The following is a 17,670-nucleotide window of genomic DNA, read 5'->3' as shown; positions in this document are numbered from 1 at the left end:
TCAAGACAGAGAGACAACCTAGCAAGCTTCAAGGATGGAACATGCAAGATATCTTGGAACAACTGGAGAAAAAGCGTGAACTCGCCCGCCTGGGCGGCGGGCAAAAGCGCATCGATGCGCAGCACAAAAAGGGCAAGCTCACGGCGCGTGAGCGCATCGAGCTGCTGCTTGACGACGGCACCTTCGAAGAGTGGGACATGTTTGTCGAGCACCGCTGCACCGACTTTGGCATGGAAGAGACCAAGATCCCGGGCGACGGCGTGGTCACCGGCTACGGCATGATCAATGGCCGCCTGGTCTTTGTCTTCAGCCAGGATTTCACCGTGTTCGGTGGCGCGCTGTCCGAGACCCATGCCGAGAAGATCTGCAAGGTGATGGACCAGGCGATGAAGGTGGGCGCGCCGGTCATCGGCCTCAACGATTCGGGCGGCGCCCGGATCCAGGAAGGCGTGGCGTCGCTGGGCGGCTACGCCGATGTGTTCCAGAAGAATGTGCTGGCCTCGGGCGTGGTGCCGCAGATCTCGATGATCATGGGCCCTTGCGCCGGTGGCGCGGTCTACTCGCCGGCGATGACCGACTTCATCTTCATGGTCAAGGATTCGAGCTACATGTTCGTCACCGGCCCCGAAGTGGTCAAAACGGTGACCCATGAGCAGGTCACCGCAGAAGAGCTGGGCGGCGCCGTCACCCACACCAGCAAGAGCGGTGTGGCCGACATGGCCTTTGACAACGATGTCGAGGCGCTGATGATGCTGCGCCGCCTCTACAACTACCTGCCGCTCAACAACCGCGAAAAGGCGCCGGTGCGTGCCACCACCGACCCGGTCAGCCGCGCCGATATGTCGCTCGACACCCTGGTGCCCGAGAACCCGAACAAGCCCTATGACATGAAGGAGCTGATCATCAAGACCGTGGATGACGGCGATTTCTTTGAGCTGCAGCCCGAGTACGCGAAGAACATCCTGATCGGCTTTGCGCGCATGGCCGGCCAGACCGTCGGTATCGTGGCCAACCAGCCACTGGTGCTGGCCGGTTGCCTGGATATCAAGAGCTCCATCAAGGCCGCGCGCTTTGTGCGCTTTTGCGATGCTTTCAACATCCCCGTGGTCACCTTTGTCGATGTGCCCGGCTTTATGCCCGGCACCAGCCAGGAGTACGGCGGCATCATCAAGCACGGCGCCAAGCTGCTCTACGCGTACGCGGAGTGCACGGTGCCCAAAATCACCGTCATCACGCGCAAGGCCTATGGCGGTGCCTATGACGTGATGGCTTCCAAGCACCTGCGCGGCGATGTGAACCTGGCCTGGCCGCAGGCGGAAATCGCGGTGATGGGCGCCAAGGGCGCCGTCGAGATCATCTTCCGCGAAGACAAGAACGACCCGGATAAGCTCTCCAAGCGCGAGGCCGAATACAAGACCCGTTTTGCCAACCCCTTTGTCGCTGGCGCGCGGGGCTTTATCGACGATGTGATCCTGCCGCACGAGACGCGCAAGCGCATCTGCCGCAGCCTGGAGATGCTCAAGAACAAGCAGCTTGAGAACCCCTGGCGCAAGCACGGCAATATTCCGCTCTAAGCACTGCAGGCCTGGATGCGCTCCACTTTTGTCCCACTTCGCATGATCGCAAGACGGCGGGTGCAGCACCTGCTGGCGCAGCGTGTGCTGGCGCAGCGCCTGCTGTGCGCAGCCGTGCTCGGCGCGGGTGTGGCTGCGGGCGCGCAAACCCAGCCGGGCATGCCGGCAGCGCCGGGCAGCAGCTGCGTGGCCCGCAGCGGCGCGCCACTGGCCCAGTCCTGGCAGTATGTGTTCTCGTACCAGGGCGGCTGTGAAAATGGCCTGGCCCAGGGTGAGGGCCGGGCACAGTGGCTGCCGCGCAGCGATACGGGCGCGTCGCCGATTGTCTGGCAGGGCCGCTTTGACCGGGGCATTTTCCTCAGCCGACCGGCCGTGCGCGCTGCCAGGCCCTTGGCCGACAGCCAGGTGCTGCTCGATCTGGGCCCTTTGGCCGACAGCGAAGGCAAGGGCGGGCGCCTGTGGGTGCAGGCGGCATTGGACGGCAACACGCCAGCCGATGCCTGCGCGCCGATGGCGCTGCATGTGCTGGTCGATATCCATTCACCGCTGGGCTCCGAGCAGGTGGCGCGGCAATGGCTGCAGGCGGCCTTGCAGCATTGGCAGCGTGCCTGCCCTGCTGCGGCGCAGAGCCTGGTGCGGCTGATGCTCTACCAGGGCTTTGAGCTGGCGGCAGACGCCGATGGCCATTTGCCCGCGCCGGTGGTGCGGGCCACGGCCTCGCTGCAGGGGCGCGAGCTGCTGTTTCAGCAGTACAGCAACAATGCAGCGGCCCAGCAGCAGCACAATGCCGGCCAGCCCGAGCAGCGCCGCGAGTACAGCGCCAATGCCCAGCGTCTGCAGGCGATGGTGCGCCAGTACCAGGCCCGGCGTGTGGTGGACCTGCCGACCTTGGACAAAAACCTGGCGGGCTTGCGCGGACAGGTGGTGCTGGTGGGCGTGCGGCCCGAGCGCATCCTCTCGCGCCGGCTGGCAACGGTGCGCACCGCCCACCGCGAAGGCTGGGACAGCACGGCAGCCGTGGTCGAAGGCCATGAGATCGCCCGCTGGGGCAAGGACAGCCGCCTGCTGGCGGTGAAAGTGCAGGGGCGCTCGACCGATGTGCGCACCCAGGACCAGGTGATGCTGCAATTGCTCGGCAGTGTGCGCTGCAGCGAGATCGATTGCGAAGACTATTTGCTCATGCCCGGCGGGCAATGGGCGCATGACAAGGCGCTGCCGTAAACACGGCAGCATGGTGGCCAACCGAGAGATTCAACCAAGAGACGACAACCATGTTCAGCAAAATCCTGATTGCCAATCGCGGCGAGATTGCATGCCGCGTGATCGCTACGGCCCGAACCATGGGCATCCAGACCGTTGCGGTCTACTCCGATGCGGACAAGGAAGCGCGCCATGTGAAGCTGGCCGATGAGGCCGTGCATATCGGTGCGGCCCCCAGCCGCGAGTCCTACCTGCTGGCCGACCGCATCATCGATGCAGCGCGCAAGACCGGCGCGCAGGCCATCCATCCGGGCTACGGCTTCTTGTCCGAGAACGAAGCCTTTGCCAAGCGCTGCGAGGACGAAGGCATTGCCTTTATCGGCCCCAAGGCGCATTCGATTGCTGCGATGGGCGACAAGATCGCCTCCAAGAAGCTCGCGAACGAGGCCAAGGTCAACACCATCCCCGGCTACAACGATGCCATCGAGAACGCGGAAAAAGCCGTTGGCATTGCGCAGGGCATTGGCTACCCGGTGATGATCAAGGCATCGGCGGGCGGCGGCGGCAAGGGCCTGCGCGTGGCCTACAACGACAAGGAGGCGCTGGAGGGCTTTACCGCCTGCCAGAACGAGGCGCGCAACAGCTTTGGCGATGACCGGATCTTTATCGAAAAGTTCGTGCAGGAGCCGCGCCATATCGAGATCCAGATTCTGGGGGACAGCCACGGCAATGTGGTCTACCTCAACGAGCGCGAATGCTCGATCCAGCGCCGCCACCAGAAGGTGATCGAAGAGGCGCCATCGCCCTTCATCAACGATGCCACCCGCAAGGCGATGGGCGAGCAGGCCGTGGCCCTCGCCAAGGCCGTCAATTACCAGAGCGCCGGCACGGTGGAGTTTGTCGTCGGCAAGGACCAGGACTTCTACTTTCTGGAAATGAACACCCGCCTGCAGGTCGAGCACCCGGTGACCGAGTGCATCACCGGCCTCGATCTGGTCGAGCAGATGATCCGTGTGGCCGCGGGCGAGCAGCTCTCATTCAGCCAGGCCGATGTCAAGCGCGATGGCTGGGCGATCGAATGCCGCATCAATGCCGAAGACCCGTTCCGCAACTTCCTGCCATCGACCGGCCGTCTGGTGCGCTTTGAGCCGCCCAAGCAGACCATGTGGCAGGCCGACACCGCCCATTTGCAAGGCGTGCGTGTGGACACCGGCGTGTACGAGGGCGGCGAGATCCCCATGTACTATGACTCGATGATTGCCAAGCTGATCGTGCATGGCAAGGACCGCAACGAGGCGATTGCCAAGATGCGCGAGGCGCTCAACGGCTTTGCGATCCGGGGCATCAGCTCGAACATTCCTTTCCAGGCGGCGCTGCTGGCCCATCCCCAATTTGTCTCGGGCCAGTTCAACACCGGCTTTATTGCCGAGCACTATGGCCAGGGCTTCCATGCCGAAGATGTGCCGCACGAGGACACCGATTTTCTGGTGGCGCTGGCGATGTTCCGCAACCGCCGCTACCGCGCGCGGGCCTCCACCATCAGCGGCCAGATGCTGGGCCACCAGGTGCGCGTGGGCCACAGCTATACGGCGGTGGTGCTGGGTGCCGAAGGCGAGCACAGCTTTGTCTCGGCAGAGGTGACCGATTTTGACGACGAGGCCCGCGTCTGCAAGGTCAGCATTGGCGACAAGACCTACCAGTTCAGCAGTGAAGCGGTGCTGCGCGATGTCGTCACCCACGGCACTTGCAACGGCCAGCCCTTCACCGCACAGATCGAGCGCGGCACGGCCAAGAACCCGCTGGCGTTGCGGGTGATCCACAATGGCACGCAGCGTGACATCCTGGTGCTGTCGCAGCGCGGCGCCGAGCTCTACCAGCTGATGCCCTACAAGGCACCACCGGATCTGTCCAAGTTCCTGCTTTCGCCGATGCCCGGCCTGCTGGTCGATGTGGCGGTGCAGCCCGGTCAGAAAGTGCAGGCGGGCGAGAAGCTGGCGGTCATCGAAGCGATGAAGATGGAAAACATCCTGTTTGCCACGCAAGACGGTGTGGTGAGCAAGGTGAGCGCCGCGAAGGGTAATTCGCTTGCGGTGGACGATATCATTCTGGAATTTGAATGATCTGAGTGCTTGGCCACGACGCAGACCCGCTGCCCCGCAGCGGGTTTTTTTGTGATGGCTTGGGTGCGACTAGAGGAATGGGAATGCAACGAGGTTTATTGGTGGCGGCCGCCCTGGTGCTGCTGGGACTGGGCATCGTGCCCTTGGCGGCTGGGCACTTGCACCTGGGGGTGCTGGTGCCTGTGGGGCTGGGCCTGGCGGGTGGCTATGTGGCCTGGCGCTGGTCGGCGGTGCGCGCCTGGCGTGCTGCTGCGCCCTGGCGCCGCGCGCTGTGGCATGCGGCCTGGTGGGGCTTGGCCTTGTGGGTGGTCAGCGTGGGCTGGCTCTGGCATGGGATTGCGGGGCTGGGGCAGACGCCAGCGACAACGCCACCGGTGGCCGCCATTGTGGTGCTGGGCAGCGGCACGCAGGACGGCAAGCCGCGCCCGGCGCTGGCCATGCGGCTCGATACCGCTGCGCAGCTTGCCAAATTGCAGCCGCAGGCGGTGCTGGCGGTCAGCGGTGGGGTGGACTTTGGGCAGGACGACAGCGAGGGCGCCATCATGGCGCGTTACCTGGCGCAAGTCCATGGGCTCGATCCTGCCACGATGGTGGTGGAAGAGCGCAGCACCAGCACCGTGCTGAACCTGGAATGGACCGGACCCATGCTGCAGCAGCGCGGTGTGGACCTGGCCCAGCCCATTGCCATTGTCAGCAGTGATTTTCACCTCTGGCGTGCGCTGCATATCGCCCGCAGCCAGGGCTTTGGGCAGCCCATTGGCGTGGCAGCCCCCACACCGCTGCTGACCCGTTTCAACGTCTGGCTGCGCGAGTATTTTGCTGTCGCCAGCAGCTGGGCCTTGGGCGAGTGGTAGCGGGTTTGAACGCCCCGGTCAGGTGCTGGCGCGCCGCACCAGGTGGTAGCCCAGATCCAGCCGGTTCTGCGCCACCGGCTGGCCTTGCACCAGCTGCAGCAGCATCGTGGCCGCCTGGGCACCGATGGCGCTGCGGGGCGTGTGGATGGTGGTGAGCGGCGGCACCATTTGCGCGCTGCCTGGCAGGTCGTTGAAGCCGGCAATGGCGATTTGCGTTGGCACGGCCAGCCCCAGGCGGTTGGCGGCCAGCAGTGCGCCCTGGGCCAGGTCATCGTTGCAGAAAAATACCGCATCCACGCCACCACCGAGCTGGAGCACCTGATCGAGCAACTGCGCGCCCAGGGCCAGCGATGAGCGCTCGGGGCTCAGAATCTCCAGGCCCGGCTCTGCCAGGCCCGCCCGCTGCAAGGCCTGGCGGTAGCCGTGCAGGCGCTGCATGACGCGGGCATCGAGCTGGGCGCCGCAAAAGGCGACGCGGCGGTAGCCCTGGGCCAGCAGGTGTTCCGTCATCGCCGCCCCGGCATCGACCTGCGAAAACCCCACGCTGTGCAGCGCAGTGGTAGCGCTGGCAGGGGGGAGCTCCATCAAATGCACGCAGGCCGTGGCACTGGCGGCCAGCAGCTGGGCGCTGCCGGCGCTGCGCTCATAACCGGTCAGCATCAGGCCCGCTGGCCGCATCGGCAGGTAGGCGCGCAGCAGCTGCTCTTCTTCGGCCGCGCTGTAGTGCGACACGCCAATGAGCAGGTGGTAGCCGGCGGCAAACAGCACCTTGTGGGCCGCTTCGATCAGATCGACAAACAAGGTGTTGGTCAGCAGCGGCACGATGACCAGCACCTGGTTGCTTTTTTGCGAGGCCAGCGCGCGCGCGGCCGGGTCGGGCACGTAGCCCAGGCGCATCGCCGTCTCGCGCACCTTGTCGGCCAGTGCTGGCGCCACCCGGCGCTCACCGCGCAGCGCGCGGGATACCGTCATGGGGCTGACGCCTGCGGCATCGGCCACATCCTGCAAGGTGACACGCCCGCTGGCACGCGAGCGGCGGCTGTTGGGCTCGGCAGTCGGCGCGGGCAAAAGCGGGGAAGGGGGCAGGGGCAAGCGCATCTCCGGTCGGCTTAGCAAGCAATATCCAGTATGATAGCGCTATCCCACATTAAATGGGGAAGGAAGGCAATGCCCGCAGACGTCGCAAGATCAAGACCGATGGTTTGAAACGGTTTGCGCAAACGACGTGGTCCAAAGGCAGTGCTTGTTTTTTTACCTGTATTGGATAGCGCTAACCCAATGACCAAGTCCTCTGTTGAATCTCCGCATCGGCGTCCCGTAGCTCTGGTGGTGATGGGGGTGTCGGGGTGTGGCAAATCCAGCGCCGGTGAAGCCATTGCGCTGCACCTGGGTTGGCACCTGGTTGAAGGCGACAGCTACCATGCCGCTGAAAGCGTGGCCAAGATGCAGGCGGGCATTGCGCTGACCGATGCCGACCGCGCCGGTTGGCTGCAGCGCCTGGCGCAGTTGCTGGCTGAGGCGGACGATGGCCAAGGGGTGGTGCTGACCTGCTCGGCGCTCAAGCGCCAGTACCGTGAGCTCCTGCGTGCCTCCCAAAGCCGGCTCGGCTTTGTGTTTCTGGATCTCAGCTACGACACAGCCTTGGCGCGGGTGCAGCAGCGCGCGGGGCATTTTTTCTCGCCCGAGCTGGTGGCCAACCAGTTTGCCACCTTGGAAGACCCGCGCGATGAGGCGCAGGTGCTGACCGTGGATGCCGATACCCCGCTGGACCGCATTGCCCGTCAAGTGCAGCAGTGGCTGGATGCTCAGCAGCCTTAAGAGCCTACAAAGCCTAGTGCCAGCGCTGTATGCGGCTGCTGTGCTATAAAAATTACATAAATAAAGGGGGCAGCCTTGTCTGCGTGCCCCTGTGATGCAAAGGATTCCCCATGATGCAGATCCACCCGGTTCTTCAAGCTGTCACTGACCGCATCCGTGCCAAGAGCGCTGCCACGCGCAGCGACTATCTGGCCCAGGTTGACGCCATGGCCCAGCGCCCGCCGCAGATGCGCTCGATGGGCTGCGCCAATGTCGCGCATGCCGTGGCCGGTGTACCGGTCAACGACAAGCTGCGCATTGTCGAGGTCAAGGGCCCGAACGTGGGCATTGTCACGGCCTACAACGATGTGCTCTCGGCCCATGCGCCGCTGCAGCGCTACCCCGATATCCTGAAGGACGAGGCGCGCAAGCATGGCGCCACCGCGCAGGTGGCAGGTGGTGTGCCCGCCATGTGCGATGGCGTGACCCAGGGCATGCCGGGCATGGAACTGAGCCTGTTCAGCCGCGATGCGATTGCGATGGGCACCGCCGTGGCGCTGACCCATGACACCTTTGATGCGGCGCTGATGCTGGGCGTCTGCGACAAGATCGTGCCGGGCCTCTTGATTGGCGCGCTGCATTTTGGCCATCTGCCGATGGTGTTTGTGCCTGCAGGGCCCATGACCTCGGGCCTGTCCAACAACGACAAGGCCAAGGTGCGCGAGCTGGCCGCGCAAGGCCTGGTGGGACGCGAGAAGCTGCTCGAAGCCGAGATGGCCGCCTACCATGACGCGGGCACCTGCACCTTCTACGGCACCGCCAACAGCAACCAGATGCTGCTCGAAGCGATGGGCCTGCATGTGCCGGGCAATGCCTTTATCAACCCGGGTGATGGCGCGCGTGAGCTGCTCACCCGCGAGGCCATGCGTACCGTGCTGGGCATCACCGCTGGCAAGCGCTTTGCGCCCATTGGCCGCGTGGTTGACGAGCGCTGCATTGTCAATGCCATGGTGGCACTGCTGGCAACGGGCGGCTCGACCAACCATTTGATCCACTGGGTGGCGGTGGCGCGTGCTGCCGGCATCGTCATCGACTGGAATGATTTTGAGCAGCTGTCCTCGGTCGTGCCCTTGCTGGCACGCGTCTACCCCAATGGGGCGGCAGACGTGAACCAGTTCCAGGCAGCGGGCGGCCCGGGCTATGTGATTGGCCAGTTGCTGGCGGCCGGCCTGATGCACGGCGACGTGCTCACGGTGCGCCCCGAGGGCCTGGCGGCTTACGCGACTGTCCCGCGCGTCGAAGCGGGCCAACTGGTCTGGCAGGCGGCCACCGAATCCGGTGACGACAGCGTGCTGCGCCCGGTGAGCGCCCCTTTCAGTGCTACCGGTGGCCTCAAGCTGCTGACCGGCAACCTGGGCCGCAGCGTGATCAAGGTCAGCGCCGTGCCGCTCGACCGCCATGTGCTGCGCGCGCCGGCCTGGGTGTTTGACTCGCAGGATGCGCTGCAGGAGGCCTTCAAATCGGGCGCGCTGGAGCAGGCCTGCCAGACCAATGGGCACAACGGCGTCGTCTGCGTGGTGCGCTGGCAGGGCCCGCAGGCCAACGGCATGCCCGAGCTGCACAAGCTCACGCCGCCCTTGGCCGTGCTGCAAGGCAAGGGCTACCAGGTGGCGCTGGTGACCGACGGCCGCATGAGCGGTGCCTCGGGCAAGGTGCCCGCTGCCATCCATGTGTCACCTGAAGCACTGGCAGGCGGCCCCTTGGCCAAAATTGAGAGCGGCGATATGGTGCTGCTGGATGCTGAAACCGGTATCATGCAGGCCGAAGTGGATGCCGCCATCTGGGAGGCACGCCCACTGGCCACGATACCGGCCGAGCAGCTGCGCGCCAATGGCCGCGGACTGGGCCGAGAACTGTTTGCCGGATTCCGGCGCAATGCGCTGAGCGCAGAAGAAGGAGCCTGCACATGGCTGAGCAACTGACCGCTTTATCGATCATGCAAGACGCACCGGTGATCCCGGTGATCGTGCTGCGCGACGTCAACCACGCTGTGTCCATGGCCAAGGCCCTGGTTGCTGGCGGCATCCGGGTGCTCGAGGTGACCTTGCGCACGCCACAAGGCCTGGCCGCGATCGAGGCGATTGCCAAGTCTGTGCCTGAGGCGATTGTGGGCGCGGGCACCGTGCGCAATGCTGCCGATGCGCGTGCTGCAGCTGCGGCGGGGGCCCGCTTTGCGGTCAGCCCCGGCTACACCACGAGTGTGGGTGACGCCTGCCGCGACGCGCGCCTGGCGCTGCTGCCCGGCGTGGCCACCAGCAGCGAAATCATGCAGGCCCAGCAAGACGGCTTCAATGAGCTGAAGTTCTTCCCCGCGCTGCAGGCGGGCGGCATCAACATGCTCAAGGCCTGGCAAGGCCCCTTTGCCGAAGTGCGCTTTTGCCCCACCGGGGGTATCACGACGGCGAATGCGGCGGAGTTTCTGGCGCTGAAGAATGTCGTCTGCGTGGGCGGATCCTGGCTGGTGCCCACCGACACCTTGGAGCGCGGTGACTGGGAGCACATCACCTTGCTGGCCCGTGAGGCTGCCGCCTTGCCACGCAAGGCCTGATACCACAGCCATCAGAGCAATTCCGGGCGGCCATCCAAGCCGCCAAGTGGCTGCGTTCCATACCCCATCCCCACAAGCGGGATGAACATTGATCCATAGGCCATGCCGCTGCGCTGCACCCGGGCGCTAGCGCACAGCGCCCGGCATGGCGTTTCTGCCCCGTGGCCGGGCAACAGACCTTGCGTGTACATGCCAGCAGGCGTGCAGTGCAGGCCTGCATGGTGTCCGCTAAAAGCAGGGAATTGAGCAGAGGAGCAGGGCGGTGCCCCGGGGGCGCACCTTTAGTCCTTGGACTGCGCCTGCTCAGCATGCGGCTGGTTGGCTGCGTCTTCCGTCCAGGCCTTGTAGCGGCCTGAGTGCGGCTGGAACTGCTGTCCGGGAAACAGCGTCCGCTCGATGTCGCGCAGCACCGTCATCCCCACGCCATTGAGCTTGAGCAAGCGCTCGGGATATGCTTCGACGACCTGATCCACCGCGGTGATCGCATGTCGCCCCAAGCTGTTGAGGGTTCTGCGAGAGAGCCTTTTGTTCAGAAGCAGTTCAGTAGCCATGGGATCATCAATCTATAAACAAAGCGGCAACGTCCATCGTTGGACTGAAGACTGAGGCCAAGCACCACCAATTCAGCGGGAGTTGCTATGCCCGAGCCCTCGGCAATGAGGACAGGAGTGGATACAAATCATGCTAAATCGCATTTTGTTATTCATTGATTCTATCAGCTTATAGCTAATTTGTAACTCAATGATGGGTGATTTCCGCTGATCCGAGATTGATTTATGCCGAATTAATGTAATTAAATGTATTTGATTGGTTATACTGAGGCCGCCCGGCAAGGGAATCAGCGGCATTTCTTCCGGCCTCTATTCTCCACCCAAAAAAAGAATCTCCAGAGCAACTATCTTTTTACCAGGCTGAGGGTAATCGATGGATCTGTCGCTTGCGCGCCAGAAAAATTCCAGCGATGGCCTGGGGTTGCCGTGGCAACATGGGGCTGCCAAGTTGAGTTATTACGCAGGTCTATCGTGCGATGTAATTCATAAAAACGGTTAAAGTAAGAATTAACTGACAGTATCTATACCAATACCTGCCCACCGCGCCATCCAAGCCTTCCCCATCTCTGGTTATGCCCGTCCGTAAAACTTCGTCGTTGACGATCACCCTGATTTTGCCCTTTGTGATGCTGATTGCATTGCTGACCGGGGTGCTCGGCGTGCTGTGGTACTGGACGGGCAGCAAGACGGTATCGATGCTGTCGCAGCAGCTGATGGTGGAGATGGCCGAGCGCATCAGCCAGGCGGTGGACCGGCACATCTTCAGCTCGGGCTCCATCATCGAGGCAAGCTTTCCAGCGGGCCTGCAGGCCCCCGACAGGATTGAGAACGACATGCCGGCGCTGCGCACCCGCCTGTGGGCCGCCACGTCACTCACTCAGCACCAGGGCGACTATGTCTATTACGGCAATCGCCATGGGCAGGGCATAGGCCTGCTGCGCAGCAATGACACCCAGGCAGAGCTGCGCATCAAGTTGCATGCGCAGGAGGTGCGCAGCCGCTACCTGTTGCCAGGGATCCAGGCCGAGCCCATCTTCTTGTCAAAAGAATCCAATTTGTTCGATCCGCGCACGCGTCCCTGGTACCGGCTCGCGCAGGGCGTCGTCGGCCATATCTGGACGCCGGTCTATATCGATTTCAATGCCAAGGACCTGGTGATGACGCGGGCGCGCAGGGTGTTCGGCCCTGACGGCCAGCCCAGCGGTGTGGTTGCCACCGATGTCTCTTTGAGCGAGCTGCGGCTTTTCGTCGACGGCCTGCATTTGTCCGAGGGCGCGCAGGCTTTCATCATGGAGCCCAATGGGGACCTGATTGCCGGCACGCGCATGGACAATATCCGCGAGAACGGCGAGCAGCCGCCCAGCCGGGTCAACGCCGCCAGCGCCGGCAATCCCTTGCTCAAAGTGGTGTACCGGCAGCTGGTGCATGAGTTCTCGCAGTCCAATGAGGTGGCGCGCACGGCGCTGATCTTTGATGCCAAGGACCATGCGATCGAGGTAGCCTACCGCCGCGTGACCGATGAGGCGGGCCTCAACTGGCTCGCTGTGGTCGCTGTGCCGCACCAGCAGATGCTGGCAGGCATCCGCGCCCATGTGGTGCTGGTGGTGGCCTTGGGCCTGCTGGCCCTGGGTATTGCATTGGCGCTGGGTTTGCGCATTTTTGGCGGCTTGGCCAAGGACATGCGCTCACTCACCTATGCGGTGCGCCGCGTCGGGCAGGGCGAGATCGATGTGCCCATTGGTGTGGAGCGCAATGATGAGATTGGTGAACTGGCCAGCAATGTCCACCATATGCGGCATCGCTTGTTCACCGATGCGCTGACCGGCGCTGCCAATCGCAGCGCGCTGAACCATATTCTGGAGACCCTGACCCGGCCGAACGCGCCCAAGCAGGCGGTGTTTGCCATTCTCTTTATCGACCTCAACCAGTTCAAGCCGCTCAATGACCGTTGGGGGCATGAAAACGGCGATTTGGCCCTGATCGAGGTAGTGCAACGCCTCAAGGAAGTGCTGCGCAGCAACGACGTACTGATTCGCCTGGGAGGGGATGAGTTTGTGGCTGTGCTGCAGGGCATCCACAGCGACGAGCAGATCCAGGTGGTGAAAACCAAGATCCTGGAGGTTCTCGCCCCTGCGCTGCAGACGCTCAAGGGCTTGCCTGAGGGCGAGGTGGTTCATCTGGGTGCTTCCATCGGGCAGGCCATCTATCCGATCGATGGTGCCGACCCACAAAGCCTGCTCAAGCACGCCGATCTGGACATGTACAAAAACAAGCAGCACAACGGCCATAGCCGCTGACCAGCGCCGATGGCCCTTGGTGGCTGGAATGCAAAAAGCCAGGTATGGGCCTGGCTTTGGCTGAGGTGGGGCGTGATTGAAAGACGCGCCCCGGGCTGGCCTTAGCGTAGACCGCCGCCAGAGCCGCTTTCATCGCGTTGGATGAGCTCAATTTTATAGCCATCAGGATCGGTCACAAAAGCGATCACCGTGGTGCCGCCCTTCACAGGGCCGGCTTCGCGGGTGACGTTGCCGCCATTGGCCTTGATCTTCTCGCAAGCGGCATAGGCATCGGGCACGCCTAGCGCAATATGGCCATAGGCCGTGCCCAGGTCATAGCTCTCGGTGCCCCAGTTGTAGGTCAGCTCGATCTCGGCCTGGCCAGGGTTGCCGCCTTCGTAGCCGACAAAGGCGAGCGAATACTTGTACTCGGGGTTTTCCGAGGTGCGCAGCAGGCGCATGCCCAGCACCTGGGTGTAGAAATCGATGGAGCGCTGGAGATTGCCAACGCGCAGCATGGTGTGCAAAAGACGCATGGGGTTTTCTTTCTTGTAAAGGCAGCAGCAGCACAGGGCTGCCGCAAGGAAGAAGGCTGACCTTCAGGGGCCAGCCAGAGCCATCCGAGTGTAGCGCCGCACAGTGGCAGGCTGCAGCCCACAAAGCACAACCCCTGCACGGGGCAGGGGTTGCAAGTAGAAGCGAAGTGGCGAGAATTACTCGACCTTGGCCTTTTCACGCAGCTCTTGCTGGTACTTCTGGATTTGTTGCTGGCGCAGTTGCTGCTCGATCTGGGGCTTGACTTCCTCGAACTTGGGCAGTTGCGCTTCGCGCACATCGTCCACACGGATGATGTGGTAGCCGAACTGGGTCTTGACCGGGGTATCGGTCATCTGGCCCTTCTTCAGCTTGGTCATCGCTTCGGAGAACTCAGGGACGTAGTTGGCGGCATTGCCCCAGTCCAGATCACCACCGCGCTGGCCCGATCCAGGATCCTTGGACTCCTTCTTGGCCAGGTCTTCGAACTTGGCACCCTTCTTGATTTGGGCGATCAGGGCCTTGGCCTTGTCTTCGCTGTCCACCAGGATGTGGAAGGCGTGGTATTCCTTGCCTTGGTTGGTCGCAACAAACTTGTCGTACTCGGCCTTGGCAGCGGCGTCAGAGATAGGATGCGCCTTTTCGTAGGCAGCAAACAGCTCCTGGGTCAGGATGCCTTGGCGCGCCAGCTCGACCTGGCCCTTGAAGGACTCGGTCGCGTCCAGGCCTTGGGCCTTGGCAGCCTGGGCATAGATTTCGCGCTCAATGATGGCTTCCTTGATCTGGCCTTCTTGCTCGGCGCTCACCGGGCGACCGCTGCGCTCCATTTGTTCCTTGAAGGTCTGCAGCAGGGATGAGGGCACTGGCTTGCCATTGACGATGCCAATGTTTTGGGCCACTGCAGGCAGCGCGGCTGAACCAAGCAGGGCAGCTGCAACCAGACCGGACAAGAGCTGTTTTTTCATGCGAAATCCAAATTGTTTATCTATGAAGGAAATATACACCAGTGATTTCATTGTTTTGGTGTATGCAGGACTTCAATGGCAAGGGCATGTAAACCCGCGTCAATGAATGCTTGGAGCGCATCATACACAAGCCGATGCTGGGCTATGCGTGATGTGCCAGTAAATAAGGGTGAAGCGATGCGCAGCCGGAAATGGGTGCCAAATCCGCTGCCATTGGCACCCACATGGCCGGCATGCAGACCGCTTTCATCGATCACTTCCAACTGGGTGGGCGAGAGTTTGTCGCGCAGCACCGCTTCAATGGCGGTGGCAGTAATGTCCTGGGCTTGCATAAAAAAGGAGTGAATGCGGGCGGGCTGGGAGCCTTGGCGAAGCGCTGCTAGCGGCACCTCAGGCTCAGCGCCTGCTCAGGGTTGGTCTTCCGGGTTGTGCTGGATGTGGCGGCTGAGGTACATGGCCTGGCCCAGCACAAAGACCAGCATCAGGCCCAGGCCGCCGAACATCTTGAAGGTGACCCAGGTATCGAGGTCAAACTGGTAGGCGACCCAGATGTTGACAATGCCCATAAGGGTAAAAAAGATGGCCCAGCTGTAATTGACCGTGTTCCAGACGGGCTGGGGCAGCTGCACCTGCGCCGACATCAGCTTTTGCATCAGGTTCTTGTTGAAGAACCACTGGCCTCCCAGCAGCACGGCCGCCATCACCCAGTACAGCACGGTGGGCTTCCACTTGATGAAAGACTCGTCGTGAAAAAGCAGGGTGGCGCCGCCAAACACCACGATCACGCCCAGGCTGATCCACTGCATGGGTTCTACCTTGCCGACCTTGAAGCGCAGGTAGGCGATTTGCGCAATGGTCGCCACGATGGCCACCCCGGTGGCCACAAACACCCCCCAGACCTTGAACGCTGCGAAAAACAGCAGGATGGGGAAAAAATCAATCAAAAATTTCATATCAGGCGATGCGGGCTGTGCACGGCATGGCTCAAAAGCCGGAGCGCAGTGCGGACAAGAGAGCAGGGCTTTGGGTGCTTGTGTTTGGTTGAAGGGCGCGTCTGCAGGCAAGCGTCCAATGATACGCGAGCTATTTTGCTGCCAGCTTAAGCCGGGCTGAAGTGCTCGCCTCGGCTTGCCGGGGTGTCAGAGCGCTGGCGGCAGCCAAAGTTCCGTGCCGCGCCTGCCACCGGCCTGTCATGGCAGGGGCAAGCCAGGCTTAGAACAGGTTCTTAGTCCTGCTTTTCAAAGTCCAGCGCAGCCGAGTTCATGCAGTAGCGCAGGCCGGTGGGCTGGGGGCCGTCCGGGAACACATGGCCCAGGTGGGCGCCGCACTGGGCGCAGACCGTCTCCACCCGCACCATACCATGGCTGCGGTCCACGTTCTCCTGGATCGCTCCGGGGATGGCTTCGGAGAAGCTGGGCCAGCCGCAGCCCGCGTCAAACTTGGTGTCGCTGTCAAACAGCTTGGCGCCGCAGCAGATGCAGTGGTAGCTGCCATCGGCCCAGTGGGCCTCGTACTTGCCGGTAAAAGGGCGTTCGGTGGCGGCGTGGCGGGTGACCTGGTAGGCCACCGATTCGGCTTGCTTGGATGCGAGTTCGGCCTGCCATTGGGCATCCGATTTTTGGACGGGAAAGCTCATGATGAACAGCTGATTTCAATATGTTGCGCCCAGTCGGGCGGGAGGGCGGCCAGGTCTTCGCAGCCGGGATGGTCTGCATATGGTGTCGCCAGCACGGTTTGCAAGCGGGTAAACGGGGTCCAGTCGCCCCGCTGGGCAGCAGTGATGGCTTGCTGGCCCAGGTGGTTGCGCAGCACATAGCGCGGGTTGGCGGCGAACATGCGCGCAGCGGTGGCTGCTGCATCGCCGGGCTGCAGCAGCGCCTGGTACTGCTCGCGCCAGGTCTCAAAGGCTGCATCGCCATTGAACCATGGGGCCAGCGCCGGCAGGCTGTCATCGGCCACTGCTTGCGACAGCGCGCGCCAGAACAGGCTGTAATCGGTGCGGTGCTGCTGCATCAGGGCGAGCAAGGGGTTGACCACAGCGGCCACCGCTTCGGGCGCGGTGCTGCGGGCGGGATCGAGGCCCAGCTTGGCGCCCAGTGCGCGCTGCATCGCAGGCTCCAGCGCGGTCTTGTAGCGCTCCAGCGCCGCCAGCGTGGTCGCTTCGTCCTCAATCAAGGGCAGCAGCGCCTGGCCCAGGCAAAACAGGTTCCAGTAGGCCACCTGCGGCTGGCGGGCAAAGGCGTAGCGGCCACCGGTATCGCTGTGGTTGCAGATATGGTTGGCGTCGTAGTGGTCGAGAAACTGGAAGGGGCCGTAGTCGATGGTCAGGCCCAGAATGCTCATGTTGTCGGTGTTCATCACGCCATGGCAAAAGCCATGGGCCTGCCACAGCGCCATCATGCGCGCAGTGCGCTCGGCCACCTCGGCCAGCAGCGCGGCATAACGCTCGGTGCTGCCGCTGGCGTGCTGGGCAACACCTGGCATGTAGCGCTCGGCGACATAGTCCGCGAGCTTGCGCAGGCTGTCCTGGTCATCGCGGGCCGCGAAATGCTCAAAATGGCCAAAGCGCACAAAGCTGGGCGCCACGCGGGCGACGACGGCAGCGGTCTCCACCGTCTCGCGGTAGATGGGCTGGGGCGAGGTGACGAGCGACAGCGCACGCGTGGTGGGCACGCCCAGGCCGTGCATGGCCTCGCTGCACAGGTATTCGCGGATGGACGAGCGCAGCACTGCGCGCCCATCGCCCATGCGGGAATAGGGCGTCTTGCCCGCGCCTTTGAGCTGCAGCTCCAGGCCCTCGGGGGCGCTCGCCGAGCGGATCTCGCCGAGCAAAATGGCCCGGCCGTCGCCCAACTGGCCAGCCCAGTGGCCAAACTGGTGGCCGCTGTAGACGCTGGCCAGGGCGTCCATGCCCGGCAGCAGCGCATTGCCGCCCAGCACCTGGGTGGCCTCGCTGCTGGCCAGCCATTCGGGGCGCAGCCCCATGTCCTGGGCCAGCGCGTCATTGCGCGCCGGCATCGCCAGCTGCGGCATGGGGGTGGGTTGCAGGCGGGTGTAGAAGACCGGCGGCAGGCTGGCAAAACCGTTGTGCCACTGGGCACCGGGCTGCAGTGCAGACACTGCTGTGCTCGGGGTGGATGCGGTGACCGCGGCAGCCGCCGGGCGCGTAGACATGCTTGAATCCATGCAGC

16 protein-coding genes are annotated in these 17,670 nt (G+C 63.2%); 8 read left to right on the top strand and 8 right to left on the bottom strand.

Annotation, left to right across the window (positions count from 1 at the left end; genetic code table 11):
* Positions 1-41 precede the first annotated feature (41 nt).
* From N4T19_RS04850 to N4T19_RS04835, 4 genes are all read left to right on the top strand, one after another.
* The gene (locus N4T19_RS04850; RefSeq protein ID WP_021026063.1) at positions 42-1,574 is read left to right on the top strand and encodes an acyl-CoA carboxylase subunit beta; all 1,533 of its coding nucleotides are present in this window, start codon (positions 42-44) and stop codon (positions 1,572-1,574) included.
* A gap of 42 nt (positions 1,575-1,616) precedes the next feature.
* Positions 1,617-2,795: a hypothetical protein gene (locus N4T19_RS04845; RefSeq protein ID WP_260719597.1), complete on the top strand. Its 1,179-nt coding sequence runs from the start codon at positions 1,617-1,619 to the stop codon at positions 2,793-2,795.
* A 50-nt stretch (positions 2,796-2,845) separates the two neighbouring features.
* Positions 2,846-4,894, top strand: a complete 2,049-nt coding sequence (accC, locus tag N4T19_RS04840; protein WP_260719596.1) for an acetyl-CoA carboxylase biotin carboxylase subunit — start codon at positions 2,846-2,848, stop codon at positions 4,892-4,894.
* Between the two features lie 83 nt (positions 4,895-4,977).
* Complete coding sequence (locus N4T19_RS04835) at positions 4,978-5,748, top strand: YdcF family protein (protein WP_260719595.1); 771 nt, start codon at positions 4,978-4,980, stop codon at positions 5,746-5,748.
* 18 nt (positions 5,749-5,766) lie between these two features.
* Here N4T19_RS04835 and gntR read toward each other — a convergent pair whose 3' ends face one another.
* Positions 5,767-6,846 (bottom strand): HTH-type transcriptional regulator GntR, encoded by a 1,080-nt coding sequence (gntR, locus tag N4T19_RS04830; protein WP_409935156.1) that lies wholly within the window; start codon positions 6,844-6,846, stop codon positions 5,767-5,769.
* Positions 6,847-7,026: 180 nt separating this feature from the next.
* Between gntR and N4T19_RS04825 the strand changes: the two genes are divergently transcribed.
* The 3 genes from N4T19_RS04825 (at position 7,027) to eda (ending at position 10,153) form a co-directional block, all read left to right on the top strand.
* Positions 7,027-7,566, top strand: a complete 540-nt coding sequence (locus tag N4T19_RS04825) for a gluconokinase (protein WP_232539347.1) — start codon at positions 7,027-7,029, stop codon at positions 7,564-7,566.
* Between the two features lie 113 nt (positions 7,567-7,679).
* Complete coding sequence (edd, locus tag N4T19_RS04820) at positions 7,680-9,527, top strand: phosphogluconate dehydratase (protein WP_182345695.1); 1,848 nt, start codon at positions 7,680-7,682, stop codon at positions 9,525-9,527.
* Positions 9,512-10,153: a bifunctional 4-hydroxy-2-oxoglutarate aldolase/2-dehydro-3-deoxy-phosphogluconate aldolase gene (gene eda / locus N4T19_RS04815; protein WP_182341486.1), complete on the top strand. Its 642-nt coding sequence runs from the start codon at positions 9,512-9,514 to the stop codon at positions 10,151-10,153. Before edd ends, eda begins: the two co-directional genes overlap by 16 nt.
* Before the next feature lie 281 nt (positions 10,154-10,434).
* On the opposite strand, the gene N4T19_RS04810 is transcribed toward eda, so the two are convergent.
* A complete protein-coding gene (locus tag N4T19_RS04810; protein WP_260719594.1) occupies positions 10,435-10,704 on the bottom strand; it encodes a DNA-directed RNA polymerase subunit alpha C-terminal domain-containing protein in 270 nt (89 codons plus the stop codon).
* A gap of 572 nt (positions 10,705-11,276) precedes the next feature.
* Between N4T19_RS04810 and N4T19_RS04805 the strand changes: the two genes are divergently transcribed.
* Positions 11,277-13,001 carry a diguanylate cyclase domain-containing protein gene (locus N4T19_RS04805; RefSeq protein ID WP_260719593.1) on the top strand — a complete coding sequence of 575 codons (1,725 nt, stop codon included), beginning with the start codon at positions 11,277-11,279 and terminating at the stop codon, positions 12,999-13,001.
* 101 nt (positions 13,002-13,102) lie between these two features.
* On the opposite strand, the gene gloA is transcribed toward N4T19_RS04805, so the two are convergent.
* The 6 genes from gloA to N4T19_RS04775 all read right to left on the bottom strand — a co-directional run bounded on the left by gloA (position 13,103) and on the right by N4T19_RS04775 (position 17,653).
* Positions 13,103-13,516 (bottom strand): lactoylglutathione lyase, encoded by a 414-nt coding sequence (gene gloA / locus N4T19_RS04800; RefSeq protein ID WP_116925725.1) that lies wholly within the window; start codon positions 13,514-13,516, stop codon positions 13,103-13,105.
* 177 nt (positions 13,517-13,693) lie between these two features.
* Entirely contained in the window at positions 13,694-14,479 is a 786-nt protein-coding gene (locus N4T19_RS04795; protein ID WP_116925724.1) for a peptidylprolyl isomerase, read from the bottom strand.
* A gap of 47 nt (positions 14,480-14,526) precedes the next feature.
* Positions 14,527-14,811: a BolA family protein gene (locus N4T19_RS04790; protein WP_021028111.1), complete on the bottom strand. Its 285-nt coding sequence runs from the start codon at positions 14,809-14,811 to the stop codon at positions 14,527-14,529.
* Positions 14,812-14,886: 75 nt separating this feature from the next.
* Positions 14,887-15,432 (bottom strand): septation protein A, encoded by a 546-nt coding sequence (locus tag N4T19_RS04785; protein ID WP_182341477.1) that lies wholly within the window; start codon positions 15,430-15,432, stop codon positions 14,887-14,889.
* 272 nt (positions 15,433-15,704) lie between these two features.
* Positions 15,705-16,115 (bottom strand): peptide-methionine (R)-S-oxide reductase MsrB, encoded by a 411-nt coding sequence (msrB, locus tag N4T19_RS04780; protein WP_021028109.1) that lies wholly within the window; start codon positions 16,113-16,115, stop codon positions 15,705-15,707.
* Positions 16,112-17,653 (bottom strand): protein adenylyltransferase SelO, encoded by a 1,542-nt coding sequence (locus N4T19_RS04775; protein WP_260719592.1) that lies wholly within the window; start codon positions 17,651-17,653, stop codon positions 16,112-16,114. Before N4T19_RS04775 ends, msrB begins: the two co-directional genes overlap by 4 nt.
* Positions 17,654-17,670: the final 17 nt, after the last annotated feature.

Origin of the sequence: Comamonas squillarum (genome assembly GCF_025309455.1) — a bacterium.
Classification (GTDB): domain Bacteria; phylum Pseudomonadota; class Gammaproteobacteria; order Burkholderiales; family Burkholderiaceae_C; genus Comamonas; species Comamonas squillarum.
Note: the sequence above shows the minus strand (reverse complement) of the source record. Positions and strands in the feature narration are given on the sequence as shown.